The sequence below is a fragment of the Pseudarthrobacter sp. C4D7 genome, from assembly GCF_013359725.1.
Lineage (GTDB): Bacteria > Actinomycetota > Actinomycetes > Actinomycetales > Micrococcaceae > Arthrobacter.
This window is the reverse complement of record NZ_JABFMW010000025.1, coordinates 24,320-42,228: the sequence shown is the minus strand read 5'-3', so window position 1 is coordinate 42,228 and position 17,909 is coordinate 24,320. Positions and strand designations below refer to the sequence as shown.

Annotated in this window: 19 protein-coding genes; 8 read left to right on the top strand and 11 right to left on the bottom strand. The window is 66.5% G+C overall.

Annotated elements, in window-relative coordinates; genetic code table 11:
• Nucleotides 1–61: 61 nt before the first annotated feature.
• Nucleotides 62–319 (bottom strand): hypothetical protein, encoded by a 258-nt coding sequence (locus tag HNO81_RS15755; protein ID WP_175319053.1) that lies wholly within the window; start codon nucleotides 317–319, stop codon nucleotides 62–64.
• 433 nt (nucleotides 320–752) lie between these two features.
• On the opposite strand from HNO81_RS15755, the gene HNO81_RS15750 reads away from it, so the two are divergent.
• Nucleotides 753–2,342, top strand: a complete 1,590-nt coding sequence (locus HNO81_RS15750; RefSeq protein WP_175319052.1) for an MFS transporter — start codon at nucleotides 753–755, stop codon at nucleotides 2,340–2,342.
• A 206-nt stretch (nucleotides 2,343–2,548) separates the two neighbouring features.
• A complete protein-coding gene (locus HNO81_RS15745) occupies nucleotides 2,549–3,625 on the top strand; it encodes an FUSC family protein (RefSeq protein ID WP_175319051.1) in 1,077 nt (358 codons plus the stop codon).
• Between the two features lie 26 nt (nucleotides 3,626–3,651).
• Here the strand turns inward: HNO81_RS15745 and HNO81_RS15740 are convergent, their stop codons facing one another.
• Entirely contained in the window at nucleotides 3,652–4,425 is a 774-nt protein-coding gene (locus tag HNO81_RS15740) for an SDR family oxidoreductase (RefSeq protein ID WP_175319050.1), read from the bottom strand.
• A 200-nt stretch (nucleotides 4,426–4,625) separates the two neighbouring features.
• Between HNO81_RS15740 and HNO81_RS15735 the strand changes: the two genes are divergently transcribed.
• Nucleotides 4,626–4,949 carry a hypothetical protein gene (locus tag HNO81_RS15735; RefSeq protein ID WP_175319049.1) on the top strand — a complete coding sequence of 108 codons (324 nt, stop codon included), beginning with the start codon at nucleotides 4,626–4,628 and terminating at the stop codon, nucleotides 4,947–4,949.
• Between the two features lie 33 nt (nucleotides 4,950–4,982).
• Here HNO81_RS15735 and HNO81_RS15730 read toward each other — a convergent pair whose 3' ends face one another.
• From HNO81_RS15730 to HNO81_RS15700, 7 genes are all read right to left on the bottom strand, one after another.
• A complete protein-coding gene (locus tag HNO81_RS15730) occupies nucleotides 4,983–5,312 on the bottom strand; it encodes a GNAT family N-acetyltransferase (protein ID WP_175319048.1) in 330 nt (109 codons plus the stop codon).
• Nucleotides 5,313–5,327: 15 nt separating this feature from the next.
• Nucleotides 5,328–6,647, bottom strand: coding sequence for an acyltransferase (locus HNO81_RS15725; protein ID WP_175319047.1), 1,320 nt, complete (start codon nucleotides 6,645–6,647; stop codon nucleotides 5,328–5,330).
• An 85-nt stretch (nucleotides 6,648–6,732) separates the two neighbouring features.
• Nucleotides 6,733–7,137: a DUF1304 domain-containing protein gene (locus tag HNO81_RS15720; RefSeq protein WP_175319046.1), complete on the bottom strand. Its 405-nt coding sequence runs from the start codon at nucleotides 7,135–7,137 to the stop codon at nucleotides 6,733–6,735.
• Between the two features lie 108 nt (nucleotides 7,138–7,245).
• Nucleotides 7,246–8,109 carry a class II fructose-bisphosphate aldolase gene (locus HNO81_RS15715; RefSeq protein WP_175319045.1) on the bottom strand — a complete coding sequence of 288 codons (864 nt, stop codon included), beginning with the start codon at nucleotides 8,107–8,109 and terminating at the stop codon, nucleotides 7,246–7,248.
• A complete protein-coding gene (locus tag HNO81_RS15710; protein ID WP_175319044.1) occupies nucleotides 8,109–9,575 on the bottom strand; it encodes a GntP family transporter in 1,467 nt (488 codons plus the stop codon). The genes HNO81_RS15715 and HNO81_RS15710 overlap by 1 nt, the downstream gene beginning before the upstream one ends.
• A gap of 152 nt (nucleotides 9,576–9,727) precedes the next feature.
• Nucleotides 9,728–10,627, bottom strand: a complete 900-nt coding sequence (locus HNO81_RS15705) for an NAD(P)-dependent oxidoreductase (RefSeq protein ID WP_175319043.1) — start codon at nucleotides 10,625–10,627, stop codon at nucleotides 9,728–9,730.
• Between the two features lie 105 nt (nucleotides 10,628–10,732).
• A complete protein-coding gene (locus HNO81_RS15700; protein ID WP_175319042.1) occupies nucleotides 10,733–12,220 on the bottom strand; it encodes a four-carbon acid sugar kinase family protein in 1,488 nt (495 codons plus the stop codon).
• A 173-nt stretch (nucleotides 12,221–12,393) separates the two neighbouring features.
• Here HNO81_RS15700 and HNO81_RS15695 point away from each other — a divergent pair, with 173 nt between their 5' ends.
• Both HNO81_RS15695 and HNO81_RS15690 read left to right on the top strand, forming a co-directional pair.
• Nucleotides 12,394–13,098, top strand: coding sequence for a FadR/GntR family transcriptional regulator (locus HNO81_RS15695; protein ID WP_175319041.1), 705 nt, complete (start codon nucleotides 12,394–12,396; stop codon nucleotides 13,096–13,098).
• A 114-nt stretch (nucleotides 13,099–13,212) separates the two neighbouring features.
• Entirely contained in the window at nucleotides 13,213–13,425 is a 213-nt protein-coding gene (locus tag HNO81_RS15690) for a dodecin (protein WP_175319040.1), read from the top strand.
• Nucleotides 13,426–13,501: 76 nt separating this feature from the next.
• Here the strand turns inward: HNO81_RS15690 and HNO81_RS15685 are convergent, their stop codons facing one another.
• Nucleotides 13,502–13,708, bottom strand: a complete 207-nt coding sequence (locus tag HNO81_RS15685; RefSeq protein ID WP_175319039.1) for a hypothetical protein — start codon at nucleotides 13,706–13,708, stop codon at nucleotides 13,502–13,504.
• A 148-nt stretch (nucleotides 13,709–13,856) separates the two neighbouring features.
• A complete protein-coding gene (locus HNO81_RS15680; protein ID WP_175319038.1) occupies nucleotides 13,857–14,777 on the bottom strand; it encodes a helix-turn-helix domain-containing protein in 921 nt (306 codons plus the stop codon).
• Between the two features lie 212 nt (nucleotides 14,778–14,989).
• Between HNO81_RS15680 and HNO81_RS15675 the strand changes: the two genes are divergently transcribed.
• Genes HNO81_RS15675 through HNO81_RS15665 form a run of 3 tightly spaced genes read left to right on the top strand, consistent with a single transcriptional unit; the run spans nucleotide 14,990 to nucleotide 17,856 of the window.
• A complete protein-coding gene (locus tag HNO81_RS15675) occupies nucleotides 14,990–15,811 on the top strand; it encodes an aldo/keto reductase (protein ID WP_175319037.1) in 822 nt (273 codons plus the stop codon).
• A gap of 57 nt (nucleotides 15,812–15,868) precedes the next feature.
• Nucleotides 15,869–16,840 carry an aldo/keto reductase gene (locus tag HNO81_RS15670; protein WP_175319036.1) on the top strand — a complete coding sequence of 324 codons (972 nt, stop codon included), beginning with the start codon at nucleotides 15,869–15,871 and terminating at the stop codon, nucleotides 16,838–16,840.
• Nucleotides 16,834–17,856 carry an NAD-dependent epimerase/dehydratase family protein gene (locus tag HNO81_RS15665; RefSeq protein ID WP_175319035.1) on the top strand — a complete coding sequence of 341 codons (1,023 nt, stop codon included), beginning with the start codon at nucleotides 16,834–16,836 and terminating at the stop codon, nucleotides 17,854–17,856. The genes HNO81_RS15670 and HNO81_RS15665 overlap by 7 nt, the downstream gene beginning before the upstream one ends.
• Nucleotides 17,857–17,909 lie beyond the last annotated feature (53 nt).

Genomic DNA, 17,909 nt, shown 5'->3' with positions numbered 1-17,909 from the left:
ACTGTGCGTGGCGATACGGACAACGCGCGTCATCCTGCTGGATTCCCGCGCAGGCCGGCTGTTATGACGAGTGCGGCATCTGGGGCCGGCCGGTGCGGTGGACCGCCGTCACTGCTGCTTCGTGACCCATCCGGCCATGGCCTGCGGCCCGGTCCTTGGGATGCCGCCGCTTCCCCATGCCGTCCGGCCACCTGCCCTGCTCTGCCAGCGGAAGTGCACCGGCTGCTGCCGGGCCAGGTGCCACTGGCGCGTCCATTGCCGCAGCCAAGTGGTCTGCCACCTCAGGCTTGATGTGGAACTGGCTGGATTCTTCACCCATTTTGGTTTTTCCCTTCTTCCCTCGTTCTTCCGTGAAACGAAACGCCGATCAGAGCGCCCGGGCGCGCCTGCACTACTGCCCGGAAAGAAGTGTGTTCATCGCTCTACCATAGGCACGTCGAGCCCTCCTGTGAACCCCCGCCGGCAGCTCTGTCCCGGCCATGTTTGCCGGCTAAATCCCGCCGCAGCCGCCTCAAAAGAGAGTTTTTTGGAAAATTTTTGGTAACGGCGCCAATCATCAGCCTGCTTCCCAGTGATAGCGCGGAAAAAGCCGGGGCGGATGATTCCCGGAAGCGGCCCTGGATCGGCCCAAAAGGGAGCATGCTACGCCATCGGACCGAGCAAACGCCACAGACATCCCGTAAAATTGAAGGCCTGCCCGGAGCGGGGCAGCTACAAGTCGCAAGCAAATGACCTCCACAGGAGTTGCCCAAATGCCCACAGACCGAAGCAGTAACCACTCTCCAGCAGGCGCCAGGAACGCCCGCGGAACTGACCCGGCAGCCGCCACGGCCGCCAAGAAGCCCAGGCTGCTGCCACGCCGCCGCCTCAAGGAATCTGACGTCAACGTGGTTGACCAGCCGATGCTGAAGAAGGCACTCGGCGGCACCATCGTCGGAAACACCATGGAATGGTACGACGTCGGCGTGTTCGGCTACCTCATCACCACCATGGGCCCGGTGTTCCTTCCGGAATCGGATCCCACCACCAGGAACCTGTTCCTGCTGGGCACGTTTGCGGCAACCTTCATTGCTCGCCCCCTCGGCGGCGTTGTTTTCGGCTGGCTCGGTGACAAGGTGGGCCGGCAGAAAATCCTGGCCACCACGCTGATGATCATGGCGGCCAGCACGTTCGCCGTCGGCCTCCTGCCCGGGTACGCCCAGATCGGACTGTGGGCGGCCGCGCTGCTGGTCCTCCTGAAGGTCATCCAGGGCTTCTCCACCGGCGGCGAATACGCCGGCGCCACCACGTTCGTCAGCGAATATGCCGCTGACAAACGACGTGGTTTCTTCGCCAGCTTCCTGGACCTCGGCAGCTACATGGGCTTCGCCATCGGCGCCGCCCTGGTCTCTGTCCTGCAGATAACGCTGGGCCAGGAAACCATGGAGGACTGGGGCTGGCGCATCCCGTTCCTGCTTGCCGGTCCGCTGGGCCTGATCGCCGTGTACTTCCGGAGCAAGATCGAGGAATCGCCGCAGTTCCAGGCCACCCTTGACGCCCAGGAAGCAAACGCCAAGAATGCCTCCGACGGCGACACTGCCGCAACCAAGGGACCTGTGGGGATCGTCAAGGCCTACTGGCGCCCCATCATTGTTGCCATGATCGTGGTGGCCGCCGCCAACACGGCTGGCTATGCGCTCACGTCGTACATGCCCACGTACCTGACCGCTGCCAAGGGCTACGACGAGCTCCACGGCACGCTGCTGACCATTCCCGTCCTGGTGGTCATGAGCCTCTGCATCCCGCTCACCGGCAAGCTGTCCGACCGGATCGGCCGCCGCCCGGTGCTCTGGATCGGCGCTATCAGCACCATCGTCCTGGTCATCCCGGCCTTCCTGCTGATCGGCATTGGCGCCATTTGGTCCACGCTGCTGGGCCTGGCCCTGGTGGCATTCCCCGTCACCTTCTACGTGGCCAACCTGGCCTCTGCCCTGCCGGCCCAGTTCCCCACCTCCAGCAGGTACGGAGCCATGGGCATCGCCTATAACTTCGCGGTGGCCATCTTCGGCGGGACCACGCCCTTCGTCGTGGAGCTGCTGATCAAGTCGACCGGCAACGACATGATGCCGGCCTACTACCTGATGGCAACATCGCTGGCCGGCGCCGTGGCCATCTACTTCCTGAAGGAATCCGCCAACCGGCCCCTTCCCGGATCAATGCCCAGCGTTGACACCGAGGCGGAGGCCAAGGAACTGGTGGCCACCCAGGACGACAATCCGCTGATCAACCTGGACGAGCTTCCGTTTGAAACCCAGGACGGCACCGGCCCCCAGTCCCACCGCGGGGTTCCGGCCGGCGCGTAGGGGACCTGCGGCCAGGGCATTCTTGTAGCCCACGCTCACAAGCCCGTTCCGCGTGCTTCTTCAAGGGAGCATGCGGGACGGGCTTTTGCGTCCCCGCCGGATGTCTTTCCGTGACTGCCGGCGTGTGGCGGCACCCGGGACGCAGTGATACGTTCGCAAGGGCCTTCGGGCCGCAGTGCATCAACAAAAACAGGACAGGCTGGGACATGAAGCGCGTCAAGGAGCAGGTACGCGCCCTCCACCGGCTGGAACCCGCCAGCGGAGACCACCTCGCGGCGCTCCGCGTTGCCCTTAGCGTGGCCGCCCCTTCGCTGCTCCTGCTGGCCGCGGGCCACACTGACCTGATCATCTACGCCGTATTCGGCGCACTCACCGGGATGTATGGCCGCCTGGAGCCGCACCAACTGCGGCTTCGCCACCAAGGCCAGGGTGCCTTGGTACTGCTTTCCGGCGTGGCCGTGGGAGTAACGCTGTCCATCAACCACATCCACTCCTGGTGGCTGGTGGCCGTGGAAGCTACGCTCGCCGGCGTCGGGTCGGTGTATTCGGACAGGGTGCGGCTGAAACCCAATGGGCCGTTCTTCGGCATCCTCGCCCTTGGCGCGTGTGCCTCCGTTCCCACCGCAGTCCCCTGGTATGCAGCCATGCTCATAGCAGTGGGGTCCTCTGTGTTCTCCATCCTGGTGGGCTTCAGCGGCTGGATGCGCCGGAGGTCCTGGGAGCCGGGCGCCACCAGGAACGTCCCGGCCCGCTCGGCGGCAGGCCGGCGGGAACTGACGGTCCACGCCGCCCGCTACGTGCTGGCCGTGGGTGCCGCCGGCGCCGTAGGGGTTCTCAGCGGCAGCGGCCATCCCCACTGGGCCATGGCTGCCGCGGCTGTCCCCCTGGCCGGCGCAGACCTGCCCAGCAGCGTCCGGCGGGGTGTCCACCGCATCGTGGGGACGCTATGGGGACTGGCGGTCACCGCCGTCGTCCTCCTGCCGGGGCCCTGGACCCTGGCGGCGTTCTACCCGGCGCTGCAGGAGCCGGCTCAGCGGGCCATGGTGCTGGCCCTGCTGGTCATCGTCTTCCAGTTCGCCACCGAACTTTTCATGACCCGGCACTACGGCCTGGCCATGGTGTGGTTCACCCCGGTCATCCTGCTGATAACCCAGCTGGCCGCCCCGTCCGAACCGCGGGTCCTGATTCTTGAGCGGGCCGTGGAGACGCTGGTGGGCGCGGCGCTGGGGATCCTGGTGGTGGTGGCCGTCCGCAGGCCGGGCGCGCGGCGCGGGGCGCCCTGACCGGCCCTCCCGCCAGGCACTCCGGCCTACTTCGGCTTCCGCGCCGGTCCGGCCATGAGCCGCGCCGGAGCCACCTTGGCCACGGCTGCAACCACCTTGTAGCGCTTGGAGGGGACGGACACCGCCCTGCCACGCGCGTTGTCCGCCAGTCCTTCACTGACCACTCGTTCGGCGCGCAGCCATGTCCAGGACGGAGCCACCGACTTATCCATTCCCATCCGGTCATGGAACTCCGTGTGGGTGAAGCCGGGGCACACGGCCGTGACCTTGATGCCACGCTTCCGGTACGCCAGGTTGGCCCACCGGCTGAAGCTGACCAGCCATGCCTTCGCCGCGGAATAGGTGCCGCGGGGCAGGAACGCGGCCACGCTGGCCACATTGATGATCCTGCCTTCGCCGCGTTCCAGCATTCCCTTGAGGGCGGCGTGGGTGAGCACCATGGACGTTTCCGCGTGCAGCTTCAGGTGGCGTACCTCCTCCGCGGCGTGATTGTCCTCGAAGTTGTGCAGCAGCCCAATTCCGGCGTTGTTCACCAGGATGCCCACCGGCCGCTTGGTGTCCGCAAGGCGTTCGACGACGGCGGCGACGTCGCCGTCCTGCGTCAGGTCAGCGGGAAGCACCTCAGCCGAGATGCCATAGCGGCGCCGGAATTCCTCTGCCGTCGCCTCAAGCCGGAAGGCATTGCGGGCCACCAGCACCAGGTCGTACCCCTGGGCGGCGAGTTGCTTTGCGAATTCGTGGCCCAGGCCGGCGCTGGCGCCGGTAACGAGAGCTGTGGTGCGGGTGCTGGTTGACGTCATGCTGCAAGCCTAGCCAGCGGGAGTATTTTGCGGGCTGGCACTGGCAGCGGCGGCGCGGCTGGGCAACAACGTCCCACCCGCAACTTGTGCATCAAATAATAAGCATGCTTTGCTTGTGGGGATAGATGAAACTCCGCAAGCAGTTCGCGGCGGGGCTGCCGACGCCGGCGGCTCCGTGAAGAAGCCCAAGGACGAACATAATGACCACCGCAATTGACCACCAGCTGACGGCGTTTGGGGAGCGCACCGAGGCAGCTGGGCAGCCCCTGTCCGGCACCGTAGCCGTTGACGCAGGGTTGCTGATGACCCTGGATTCGCGCATGCACTGCCGTACGCCCATGCAGCCGGTTGATCACGACGAGCTTCCGGTACGGCAGCCTGTTTACGTCGACGGGAACACCGTGGTGTCGCTGCGCGCTGGATCCGTCCCGAAGAGCATCGTCACCTACCGCTGCGCCTGCGGCTTCACCATCGACGATCCAGGCACCGCCCTGTCGGTCACCGACCAGGCCCTGGCCAGCTAACCCACCACCGGCGCTGACGCTGCCGGCCCGGGATCATCCTTCCGGCCAGTCGACGAACTGCCCGTAACCGTCATGCTTGCGCAGGTAGCCCGCAATGAACGGGCAATGCGGGATGATCCGTTTGCCCGTAGCCACCACATCATCCAGGGCAAAGTGCGCCAGGACCTTTCCCAGGCCCTGCCCTTCAAAATCCCGGCCGGTCTCCGTATGGGTGAAATCGATGTGTCCGGGAAGGTCGCGGAAGAAGGACTGGACAGCCAGCCTGCCGTCCACCAATAGTTCGTACCGGTGCTGTTCGTCATTGCGACGCAGCGAAACATTTGCGGTGAACTCGTCCTCGGCGGACGTGGTGTTCTCGGTCATGGTTCGACACTGGCACTACTTCAGTCCGGTGGCAATGGTCCTTCGGCCATGGCGCCCCCGGCGTCGGTCCCGGCGATGCACCGGGAATCCGTCCAGCAAAGCGATCGCCACCGAAAAGCAGGCAGTCCCGGCCGCCAGCAGCGCCAGTGACAGTCCGCTGAGTGCGGCATCCGCCACGGGGATCAGGACCACCACGACGGCGGCGACCGCCCTGGTGGGCCGAAAGTGTACGGCGGGGTTCGCCTTCGTCCGTTCCTCCAGGTGGCCAAAGGCCGCAGCCACCGGCAGGAGCAGCACCACCAGCGCCATCACCACAAGGGGCCTGGACCACCACCATTCGGCGCTGCCGGAAGCGGGCGTGGGAACCGGGGCCAGGAGCAGCAGCCCGGACATGCCCACCAGCAGCGGCAGGTGCCACAGGTAGACGGTCAATGACCTGCTGCCGGCCAGGGCCAGCAGCAGGCTGATCCAGCGAATCCCAGCCAGTGGTTCCAGCACAGGACGAGCCAGGTCCATAGTGGCCAGTTGTGCCACGGCCAGGACCACCAGGGTGAGGTTGGGCGGGTTGAGGTTCACCAGCATGTTTCCGCGGTACAGCCCCAGCCCGGTCACGATGCCCAGCAGCAGGTGGGCAGCCACGGCGAGGCCCACCAGCCCGGAACGGGAAAGGCGGGAAAAGTAGCCGTCGGCGGCCAGGAAACCCAATTGCTGGACCGTGCACCACACAAATACCAGGTTGGCGTTGGCGAGATCCGGCAGAACTCCCCGGAGGCAGTCCACGGCAACCACCAGCCCTGCCAGCAGGCACAGGGACAGCCACGGAGCCCGGGTATGGAGCGCTGCCAGGACCGGGATGTTCAGCTGAGCCGCGAGGTAGGCGGCCAGGAACCAGAGGGGCATGGCCGCCCCCGCGGCCATGAGCTGGACCACCTGGGGGTCCACCCCCAGGACAGCCGCGACGGACAACCCTGCCACCATCGTTGCGAGCAAAGGGGTGGCGGGGCGGAGGAGGCGCAGGAGCCTGGCCCGGATGAACTGGGCCGCGGTGCCTCCGTCGGCCTCAAGCCGCCGCCAGGACTGAAGTCCGGTGATGCCGCCCGTGACAAAGAACAGGGGCATGACCATGAAGATCCAGATAATGGGCTCGAACCAGTCCTGCTGGGCCAGGGTGTTCTCGGTGGTGACCGTTCCGTCCACGTGCAGGACCGGACTGACCATCATGGAATGCCCCACCACCACCAGCGCCAGGCAGATGAAACGCACAAGGTCGATGGCCGGATCACGGTCCGCCGTGTCCGCCCCGGTTCCTGTCCCCCGCCCCACGGTGCTGCGCATGGGACCTACAACGGCTCGACGCTGCCCACGGCTCCATTCTGCCTTGTTGCCTGCGGGGGTTTAAGGACTTCCGCCCCTTCTGCCGCTACTGCAGGACTGCGAGGAGCCCGAATACGACGGCGAGCAGCGGCGTGGTGCCCTGGGTGGCCGCTGCGCGGAGGTACTTCCGCCCGGTCAAGGCCAGGACGGCGGCGGCCAGCAGCATGGAACCGCAGCAGCTGAAGATGAGGGTCCAGCCTGCCACGTTCTGTACGGTTCCCGCACCGCCAAGAGCCACGAGCCCCACGCCAATAAATGCACCGATGGCCAGGAACAGGTTGTAGAAGCCCTGGTTGTAGGCCAGGGACCTGGTGGTCTCGGCGTCCGCTTGGGAGGCAATCCCGAACCGCTTCCAGGTGGCGGGCCTGGTCCAGGTGAAGGACTCCATGGTGAAAATGAAGACGTGCAGCGCTCCGGCAAGGAAGGCAAAAAGAAGGGAGACCAGGATCATTGCTTGATCCTAGCCTCCCGTTGGATCTTCATCCCGCGGGCAGGCGGGCGAAGGAAAGGGAGGAGGCCAGGACCGGCTGCTTGATCCTGGCCTCCCGTTCGTGGAAGGTTACCGCGCCAGCGTGGCCAGCGTGGTGGCCGCGAAGCCCTTCGCCGACGTGTTCCAGAGCGCAAGCAGGCCCTGCAGGTTCTCCCCGTCGGCACGGTGCGCGGGAAGCTGGTCCTGGAGGGTGGCTAGGACGCCGGTCCGCAGTTCGGTGTTGAAGTTGACCTTGCCTACGTTCATGGCCGCGGCCTTGACCAGTTCCTCCGCGGGGATGCCGGAGGCGCCGTGCAGCACCAGCGGAATGTGGATCCGGGCGGCGATGTCCTGTAGCACGTCCCAGCGCAGCCGTGGCTCGCCCTTGTACTTGCCGTGGACGTTGCCCACCGCCACGGCCAGCAGTTCGGCGCCGGTCCGGGACACGAAGTCCTCCACCTGCGCAGAGTCCGTCAGGCCTGCAGCGTCTCCGCCGGACTGGCCGGCCGGCTGGTCGGCGGAGAACGCACGGTCCTCGTCGCCTGCCAGGCCGCCGAGTTCGGCTTCAAGCACCACGTCGGAGCCCAGCATGGCACGCGCAGCCTGGACCAGCGCAATGTTGTCCTCGTAGGGCAGGGACGAACCGTCGGCGAGGACGGAATCCGCCCCCGCCCTGACGGCGTCGGCCATGACACTGAGGTTTGACGCGTGGTCAAGCTGCACCGCGACCGGCACGGCAGCGGCGTCGGCCAGGCCGCGCAGCGCCGAGATCAGCCGGAGGCCGTTCGCGGTGGCGGCGGTTTTCGGTGCCACCAGCAGGATCACGCCCCTGCCGGATTCCTCGGCGGCGCCCACCACGGCCAGCGCGGTGGTGAAGTCGTAGCAGGTGAAGGCCGGAACGGCGGAACCATGCTGCAGGGCGGAAGTGACCAGGTGGTCCAGACGGGTTTTCATCAGGCTCCCAGGCCTCCCACCAGGATCCAGGCGACAAAGGTCAGGAGGAAACCGGCCACGCCCAGGATGGTGGTCAGGACGGTCCAGGTTTTCAGGCCGTCGGAGACGGTGAGGCCGTAGTACCGCACCACCACCCAGAAGCCGGCATCCGTCACGTGGGACAGGCCCAGGGCGCCGAAGCCGATGGCGATGACGATCACGGCGATCTGTGCGGGGCTGTAACCGCCGCCGCTGACTGCTGCGGACAGCAGGCCGGTGGTGGTCACGATGGCCACGGTGGCCGAACCCTGTGCGGCGCGCAGGGCCAGCGAAATGATGAAGCCGAGGAGGAGCAGCGGCACGCCGAGGGTGTCCAAGGTTTTGGACAGCGCGGAGCCGATGCCGGAAACCTGCAGCACGTTGCCGAATACGCCGCCGGCGGCCACCACCATCAGGATGGAGGCGATGGGAGGCAGGGCGCCTTCGAAGATTTCGCCGGTTTCCTTGAAGGACCAGCCGCGGCGGACCGCCAGCAGGAAGAAGGAGAGCGCCACGGCCACCAGCAAGGCCAGGAAGGGGTTGCCGATGAAGGCGGCGAGGCCGTACAGCGGATCGGACTTGGGGATCATGAGCGTGCCCACGGTGCCGAGCAGGATCTGCACGATGGGGGCTGCGATGAGGAAGATGATCAGGCCCGGCCGGGGCGGAGCGATGGCTGCGGCACCGGGGCCGTCGTGGCCAACCTTGACCAGGGAGTCGGAGCCGAACTCTTCCACCTGGGTCTTGACTGCAGGCAGCAGCTCGTAGTCCTTGCGGTTCATGATGGAGGCCACCCAGTAGGACAGGAAGCCCAGCGGGATGCAGATCAACAGCGAGATCAGGGCGATCAGTCCGATGTCCGCGCCCAGCACGCCGGCGCCGGCAACGATTCCCGGGTGCGGGGGCACTGCCACGTGGATGGCCAGCATGATGCCGGCCATGGGGAGGCCGAACTTGACCGGGTGGACCTTGGCGATCTTGGCGAAGGCGTAGACGATGGGCACCAGGACGATGATGCCCACTTCGAAGAAGACGGGAATGGCCACCAGGAAGCCGACGGCGGTCAGCGCCACGGCCACGCGGCGGGCTCCGAGTTTGCGGGTGAAGTGGTCCGCGAGGGACTGGACGCCGCCCGATACCTCGATCATGCGGCCCAGCACGGCGCCGAGCGCGATCAGGATGGCAACCTTGCCCATGGTGCTGCCCACGCCGCCGGATACCACGGTGAAGATGTCCTGCAGCGGGATGGTTGCCGCCACGGCCACCAGGATGCTGACGGTCAGCAGGGCTACGAAGGCCTGGATCTTGAAGCGGATGATCATCACCAGCAGGATGGCGATGCCCACCGCCGCGATGGTGAGCAGCAGCGGGGTGCCCAGCTCCACGGCGGGCTTGATGGCCGGGGCGTCGGCGGCCCGCTGGATCAGCGGACTCATCAGATGGTTCACGGGGTGTCTCCTTTGACGTGCCGGTCCCGGGGCAGGACGGCATCAGGGAATGGGTGGGGAGGGGCGTTGCGGGACTGGGCCGGCAACACGGGGAGGTACGACGACGGCGGAGGGGGGACCGCCGTCGTCGTACCGTTTGTGGGGGAAGACGCCTATTTGGTGCGCTTGGCGGGCGCGACCACCTTGATGACGGCGGAGTCATCAGCGGCGGCGAGGCCCTGGGCCTGGCCCAGGAGGTAGAGCTGCTCGGCGGCGGCGGCAACGGGGGCGGCCAAGCCGGCGGCGCGGGTGGCCTTGCCCACGATGCCCATGTCCTTGACGAAGATGTCCAGGCGGGAGAGGACCTCGGCGCCTTCCTCGTTGTAGGCCTCCAGGATGCGGGGCCCACGGTTGGAAAGCATGAAGGAACCTGCCGCGCCTGCCTCGAGGGCGGCAAGGGTCTTGGCCTGGTCCAGGCCAAGGGCGTCGGCCAGGGCCAGGGCCTCGGCGGCGGCGGCAATGTGGACACCGCAAAGGAGCTGGTTGACGGTCTTCAGGGCCTGGCCGTCGCCGGGATTGTCGCCCACCACGGTGAGGGTGGAGGCGAGCAGGTCCAGGGCGGGAGCCGCCTTTTCACGGGCTTCGGGGGATGCGCCGACGACGATCAGGAGGTCGCCTTCGCCGGCGCGCTTGGGGCCGCCGGAGAGGGGGGCGTCCACAAGGTCCACGCCGTATTCGGCCAGCTTGGCCACCGTGGCGGGGATGGCATCGGTGCCCACGGTGCTGCCGAGGATGACGACGGCGCCGGGCTCCAGGACGGAGGCCACGCCGTTCTCGCCGAAGAGTACGTCATTGAGCTGTTCGCCGTTGCGGACGGCCAGGAGCACCGCGTCGGCACCCTTGGCGGCTTCACGGGCGGTGCCGAAGGTGGCAATGCCGGCGTCCCGGGCGAGCTCCAGGCGGGGCTCGGCGATGTCGAAGCCGTGCACGGTCAGCTGCGAGGCCAGGCGGGTGGCCATGGGCAGTCCCATGGCACCCAGGCCCAGGACGGTGACGGTGTAGTTGCTGGTCATGGTGTTTCTCCGTTGAATGTTTGGGGTGTTGTGGGGAGCCGGTGGGTGGGCCCACGCCGGCGAGGGCCCCGGCCCGAGCTTGCGAGGGTTGGGAGCCGGTGGGGCTTAGAAAGTGGTGCTGAGCTTGCGGGTGACCTGGGCCAGGGAGTCGTCGTCGCCCACGTTGCCGGCGAAGACGATGTACGGGATGCCCTTGGCGGGACCGTCCACCGGTTCCCAGAGCGAAACGATGCCCGGGAGCATGGGGCCGCGGACAATGGCGTGGCGGATTTCCAGGCCGTGGGCTGCCACATCCGAGGAGGTGATGCCGCCCTTGGCGATGACGAACCGGGGCGGGAAGGTCTTCAGGGTCCGGTTGACCACAGCGACGACGGCGGCGGAAACGGTCCGGGCAATCCGGAGGCTTTCGGCGGGGTCGTCGGTCTTGATGAGGAGGCGGCTGGTGTGGACGATGACGTCGCCGGCGTGCAGGGCCTCGACGACGGCGGCAACTGTCTGGTCCAGGTGCGCCTTGGCCTCATTCTCGTCGCCGAGGAACTTCTCGACGTCGATCTCGATAATGCGCGCGGAGCTGTGCTCCGCGGTGAGGACGTTGAGCTGGCGCGTGGTGACGCCGACGTGCGAGCCCACCACGATCAGGCCCCCAGCTTCCGACGGCGTGTTGCCTTCGTAGGCCTCTTCGGAGGTCAGCGCGGTGCGGATTTCCTGGCCGATGCGGCCGCGGACGAACGGCGGGCCCACGCGGTACAGGAGCTTTTTGCCGCGGCGCTCGGCTTCCTCAAGTCCCAGGGCCAGGGCGCAGAAGTCGTTTTCGGTGACGATGTCCGCCACGATCGGGGTGGAATCGGTGGCCGGTTCAATGGCGTCCGCGATCGCTTTGGCGGAGATGGCTGGATCCTGGGCGGCGGACCCGGCACGGATGATGTCCAGGTCCAGGACGATCACGGAATCGGCCGGGTACCTGCCGTGCGACTTCTCTGCGATGTAGTCGGCCATGACGGATGTGCTGAAGCCGAAGGAAGCATCCTTGGCGAACTCGGTATCGGACACGGGGACCAGGGTGCCTTCAGCCCCGCGCATGTAGTGGACACCGCCGATCGTGAGCCGGCCGGCGTCCGGGAACGCGGGCACCAGGACAACGCCGTCGGTCTTCTCGCCGCTGGCTTCCTTCACCGTGGCGGCGATGACGTCCGGTTCCAGGGGGAAGTGGCCGCGGAGGGTGGAGTCGCTCCGGCTGACGAAGCCGAGCCGAAGGCCGGAACCAGCGGAATCCGCAGATCCTGCCGCCGCCAGTGCGTTGCGGACCACTTCCTCGTTGCGGGCTGCCGCCTCGGCGGGGTCAAGGCTGCGGGTGTTGGTCAGGACGTACACGGCGGGCTTGCCCTGGCTGAAGGCCCAGGTGAAATCTTCCACTTCCCAGCGGGTGAGCACGGGCAGGTCCGCCACAGACTGCGTGCCGGTGGGGTCGTCGTCGAGCACTACCAGGACGCGGGGAACGGCCGCGTTGGAAGCTGCCAGCGAGCGGGCAACCACGCTGGCCGGAATCTCGAGGTCTGCCGGGTAGGCGGCCAGAACGTCTGCTTCAAGCGTCACAGTGCACTCCATTGTGTAGCGATCCGGGCTGGCGGATCCTGATGTAAAGGTAACTGTAAGATGTCTGACATCTTGCATTTGAAAATTAGTGTGGCACACGGCATACGGACGCGCAAGTACACTTGTCTGACATATCCGCCAGGCGTCGGCCGGAAAGAGTGATCGGGGGCAACATGGCAAGGAAGTCACTGGTGGGCGTGGTGGCCGACGAGCTGCTGGACCGCATCATCGAAGGTGAGTTTCCGCCCGGCTCCACCGTTCCCGGCGAGCATGAACTGAGCGCCCGCCACGAGGTCAGCCGCATGACGGTGCGCGAGGCCATGAAGACGCTGCAGGCCCAGCGCATCCTCAGCGTGGAGCGCGGCCGGGGAACCTTCGTCAACCCCCTAAGCCGCTGGGCGTCGCTGGAAGCCGTGCTCCGCTTCGCGTCCGAGGGCAAGAACGACGCCGACGCCTCCATCCAGCTCATCGAGTTGCGCAGGATGCTGGAAACAGGAGCCTGCGAACTGGCCGCTGGACGGATCGTTGAAGAGGACATCACGGCCCTCTTCAACTACATTTCCGCAATGAAGGCCGCCCACAGCATCAACGACGTTGCCGCGTTCGTGGAAGCGGACCTCGCCTTCCATGACGTCATCCTGCACGCCTCGGGAAATGTCTTCGTGTCGGTCCTGTTTGAACCGCTGCACCGGGTCCTGGAAAAGCGCAGGACCGAAACGTCAGCCGTCCCCGCGATCCAGGAACACGCGATCGGCCATCACCAGAAGATCGCCGAGGCCCTGGAATCCCGTGATGCCACCCGGTCCCGGGAAGCCATGGACGCGCACATGCAGCAGACGCTCGATGACCTGAAGCAGCTGGTCCTGGACGCCAAGTAGCTCCCCGGCACACAACTCCCGAAAGCCGCGGGGCCCTGTTCAACGCTCCCGCCGTCCCACTAGGCTTCAGGAACGGCCCGCAACCGGGAGCATCGACGATCACGAGGAGCGAAGTTGTCCAACCATACGTACAGCATTTCTGAAATTGTCGGCACCTCCACCCAGGGTGTGGACGACGCCGTCCGCAACGGGATTGCCCAGGCAGCCAAGACCGTACGGAACCTCGACTGGTTCGAAGTCAAGGAGGTCCGCGGACACCTGGAGGACGGGAAAATCGCGGACTGGCAGGTCACCATCAAGATTGGTTTCCGCCTGGAAGAACACTGACCTTAAACGCGCCTGGCCCGCGGCCGGCACCGCACCCGCGGTGCCGGCCGCGGGCCAGCCGGCATTAAGCCAGGAGTCAGTTGGCAGTGCCCGGGCTGCGGCGCCGCCAGACGGTGGGAACGCCATCGAATGCCGGGAACACATGGCCTTCAAAGAAGGACAGGACTGTATGGGGGTCGAGGTCCGGGCTCCACAGGCCTGAGGCCGGGCAGTGTGAGCCGGTGGCGGTGGCGGGAGAGCCGGCAGACGCCTGGCGCTCCTTCAGCAGGGCGATGCGTTTCATCGTTGAGACCATCCTGGGGTGTTGCGGAGTGGGCAGGGGAACTGGTACTCCCAGCCTAGGAAACGCCACAGCCGCCACCAATGGACGGCTGGCCAGAATCACCACAATCTGCTGGACGAATGTACAGCAGATTGGCCGCGCGGACTGCTCAGCCCGCGTCCCCGCCCTCGGCAACGGCGGCGGCGGAATTCCGCTCCCCGCCGGGATCCTGCACCGCGCCGGGATCCCGCACCGCCCCGAGACTGCCCAGGAGCGCCAGCGCGTCCGACGACGGCGATCCCGGCCGGGCCGAATACACCCGGAGTGTCTGGTCGGGGTCCTCTGGAAGGACCAGGTTTTCAAAGTTCAGTTCCAGGTCCCCCACCGAGGGATGGTGCAGCCGGACCGTGCCGGCGGCCCGGGTGGCAACCCGGTGCCCCGCCCACCACTGGCGGAAGTGTTCACTATGGACCGCCAGTTCGCCCACCAGGTGGCTCGCTTGGGGATCATTGGGATGCCGCCCCACATCCAGGCGGAGCGAGCCGGCCGCTTCCGCCGCCACAGTCTTCCAGTCCCGGAACAGTTCCCGCGCGGCGGGGTCGAGGATGGTCCAGCGGGTCAGGTTCCGCTCGGCCGGCGGGAGCGCAGGGAAATCGGCGAACAGCAGGAAGGCCATTCTGTTTCCGGCAAGCACGTCGTTGCGCCGCCCCAGCACCAGGGCGGGCACCTCGCCCACGGCTTCCAGGAGCTGACGCAGCGCCGGCCGTACACCCTGGGCAGCGTTGGCACCTGGCTCACGGGGCGCCCCCGCACAGTTCTCAAGCAGGTCCAACATGTGCGCGTGCTCGCTGCTGTCCAGCCGAAGGGCCCTGGCCACGGCGTCCAGGACCGTACGTGACGGATGGATGTTGCGGCCCTGCTCCAGCCGCACGTAGTAATCGGTACTGACCCCGGCCAACCGCGCCACTTCCTCCCGCCGCAGGCCCGGAACCCGGCGGGCGCCGGTGCTGGGACCCGCCCCGGCGACTTCCGGACTTAACCGGGAACGCATGGCTTTGAGGAATTTTCCGAACTCGGCGCTTTGACCCATGCAGACCATTGTGCCCGCGCCAGGCGTCCCGCTCTACAACGAAGGTAGGACTGGCAGTCCTAGGAAAAGCAGGATCAGCTTTGGCTGCTGACTTGCCTGCCGAAAGTGCATAGGCTCAGGAGTGAGCCGGTGGAAACCGATTTCTCACCCTCGTTCCTCTTGTCGAGCAGCCGGCATCACTGCCCAGCACCATACGTTCAAGGAGCACACCCATGTCAGAGCTGACACTCAACAACGGCGTCACCATTCCGCAGCTTGGCTTCGGCGTTTTCCAAGTCCCGCCGGAGGACACGCAGCGGACCGTGGAGGACGCCCTCGAAGCCGGATACCGGCACATCGACACCGCTGCCGCGTACCGCAATGAAGCAGGAGTAGGTGCCGCACTGGCGGCCACCGGGATCCCCCGCGGGGAAATCTTCGTGACAACCAAGCTCCGCAACGGAGAGCAGGGGCGGGCACAGGAAGCGTTCCAGAACAGCCGCAAGGCGCTGGGCCTGGACTTTATTGACCTTTACCTCATCCACTGGCCGGTCCCGTCGCAGGGACTTTTCGTCCAGGCGTGGAAGGAAATGGAGCGGTTGTACGAGAACAAGGAAATCCGCGCCATCGGTGTTTCCAACTTCCTCTCCGACCACCTTGACACCCTGCTGGAATCCGCGGAAACGGTGCCGGCCGTCAACCAGATCGAGCTTCATCCCAGCTACCAGCAGGCAGATCTTGCCGCCAAGTGCCGCCGGCACGGCATCGCGGTGGAGGCCTACAGCCCGCTCGGACAGGGCGGGGACCTCAATGGGAACGCCGTCACGTCCATCGCCGACTCGCACGGCGCCACCACCGCACAGGTGGTGCTCGCCTGGCACCTCGCGAACGGAAACATCGTCATCCCGAAGTCCGCGAACCCCGGCCGGATCAGGGAGAACTTCGCGGCGTCCTCGCTGACGCTGTCCGACGACGAACTGTCCGCCATCACCGCACTGGAGTCCGGGGCGCGCATCGGCTCCGATCCCGCCGTCGCATCCTTCACCCAGATGTAGGTTCCAGCGCACCCGCCCGCCAAGGGCCGCAGCGATTTGCCACTGAAAGGAATTTCCATGCAGTACACACATCTGGGCCGCTCCGGCCTGAAAGTCTCCCGCCTTTGCCTGGGCACAATGAACTTCGGGCCGCAGACGGAGGAGGCGGACGCCCACAGCATCATGGACTCCGCCCACGAAGCCGGCATCAATTTCTTTGACACCGCCAACGTGTACGGCGGGGCCGAGCACCGCGGCTGGACCGAGGAAATCATCGGGCGATGGTTTGCCAAGGGCGGCGAGCGCCGGGAGCACACCGTCCTGGCCACCAAGCTTTACGGCACCATGACGGACCGGCCCAATGAGTCCAAGCTCTCGGCACTGAATATCCGCCGCGCACTCGATGCCAGCCTCAAGCGCCTGCAGACGGATTACATCGATGTGTACCAGTTTCACCACATCGACCGCGACACCCCGTGGGACGAGATCTGGCAGGCCATCGACGTAGCCGTGCAGCAGGGAAAGATCCTGTATTCGGGCAGCAGCAACTTTGCCGGCTGGCACATCGCCCAGGCCCAGGAAGCCGCCCACCGCAGGAACTACACCGGCCTGGTCAGCGAACAGTCCATCTACAACCTGTTCATGCGGCAGGTGGAACTGGAAGTCATTCCAGCCGCGCAGCAGTACGGCCTGGGCCTCATTCCCTGGTCTCCGTTGCAGGGCGGCCTGCTGGGAGGCGTGCTGAAGAAGGAACGCCAGGGAGTCCGCCGCATGGAGGGCCGGGCAGCGGAGACGCTGCAGAAGCACCACGAGCAGATCCGCCAGTACGAGGACTTCGCGGACGAACTGGGCCACGAACCCGGCGACGTCGCCCTGGCCTGGCTCCTTCACCAGCCGGCCGTGACGGCCCCGATCGTGGGACCCAGGACCCAGGACCAACTGGACGCTGCCATCCGCGCCCTGGACGTCACCCTCGACGCCGACGCGCTCAAGCGGCTGGACGATATCTTCCCGGGACACCGCACGGCACCGGAAGACTACGCGTGGTAGTCACCATCCCGGCGGACACGGTGGCACCCCGGAGCATCCTTTTCATTGGCGGCACCGGGGTCATCAGCGCGGCGGCGGCGGAACGCGCCGCCGCGCTGGGCCACCGCCTGACCATCCTGAACCGGGGCCAGTCAGGCAGGCCCATCCCGGAGGGAACGGAAGTGCTGCACGCGGATATCCGTGACGCGGCCTCCGTCCGGGAGGTTCTGGGCGGGAGAGAGTTCGACGCCGTCGCGGACTTCATCTCCTACACGCCGGACCAGGCGCAAGCCAGCATGGAGTTGTTCCGGGAGCGGACCGGGCAGTTCGTCTTCATCAGCTCTGCCTCCGCCTACCAGAAGCCGCCCACCAGGCTGCCCATCCGTGAGTCCACGCCGTTGAAGAATCCGTTCTGGCAGTACTCCCGGGACAAGATCGCCTGCGAGGAACTGCTCTTCCGGGCCTATCGGGAGGACGACTTCCCGCTGACGGTGATCCGCCCCTCGCACACCTACGACCGCACCAAGATCGCCATGGTGGGCGCCTGGACAGACATCCACCGCATGCGCAGCGGGCTGCCGGTCATGGTGCACGGCGACGGTACCTCCCTGTGGACGCTGACGCACAGCAAGGACTTCGCGAAGGCGTTCGTGGGGTTGCTCGGCAGGCCGCAGGCAATCGGCGAGAGCTACACCATCACCTCTGACGAGTACCTGCCCTGGAACCAGATCTACCGGCTCTTCGCCCGGGCTGCAGGCGTCAAGGAGCCCCAACTGGTGCATGTGGCGTCGGAAACCATCGCCGCGCATGACCCCGAGCTGGGTTCCAACCTCCTGGGCGACCGGTCCCACTCCGTGGTCTTCGACAACACCAAGATCAAGTCCCTGATCCCGGACTACACGGCCACCATCCCGTTCGCGGACGGTGCCAGGGAGATCGTGGAGTGGTACGACAGCCACCCGGAACTGCAGCAGGTCAACGAGTCCTACATGCAGCTTTCCGACAAGCTCACCGGCTGGGCACGGCAGGGGGCCTGAACCGGGCCGAATGACACTCCCGGCGCCTTCCTGCCGCCCCGCCGCGACAAGAA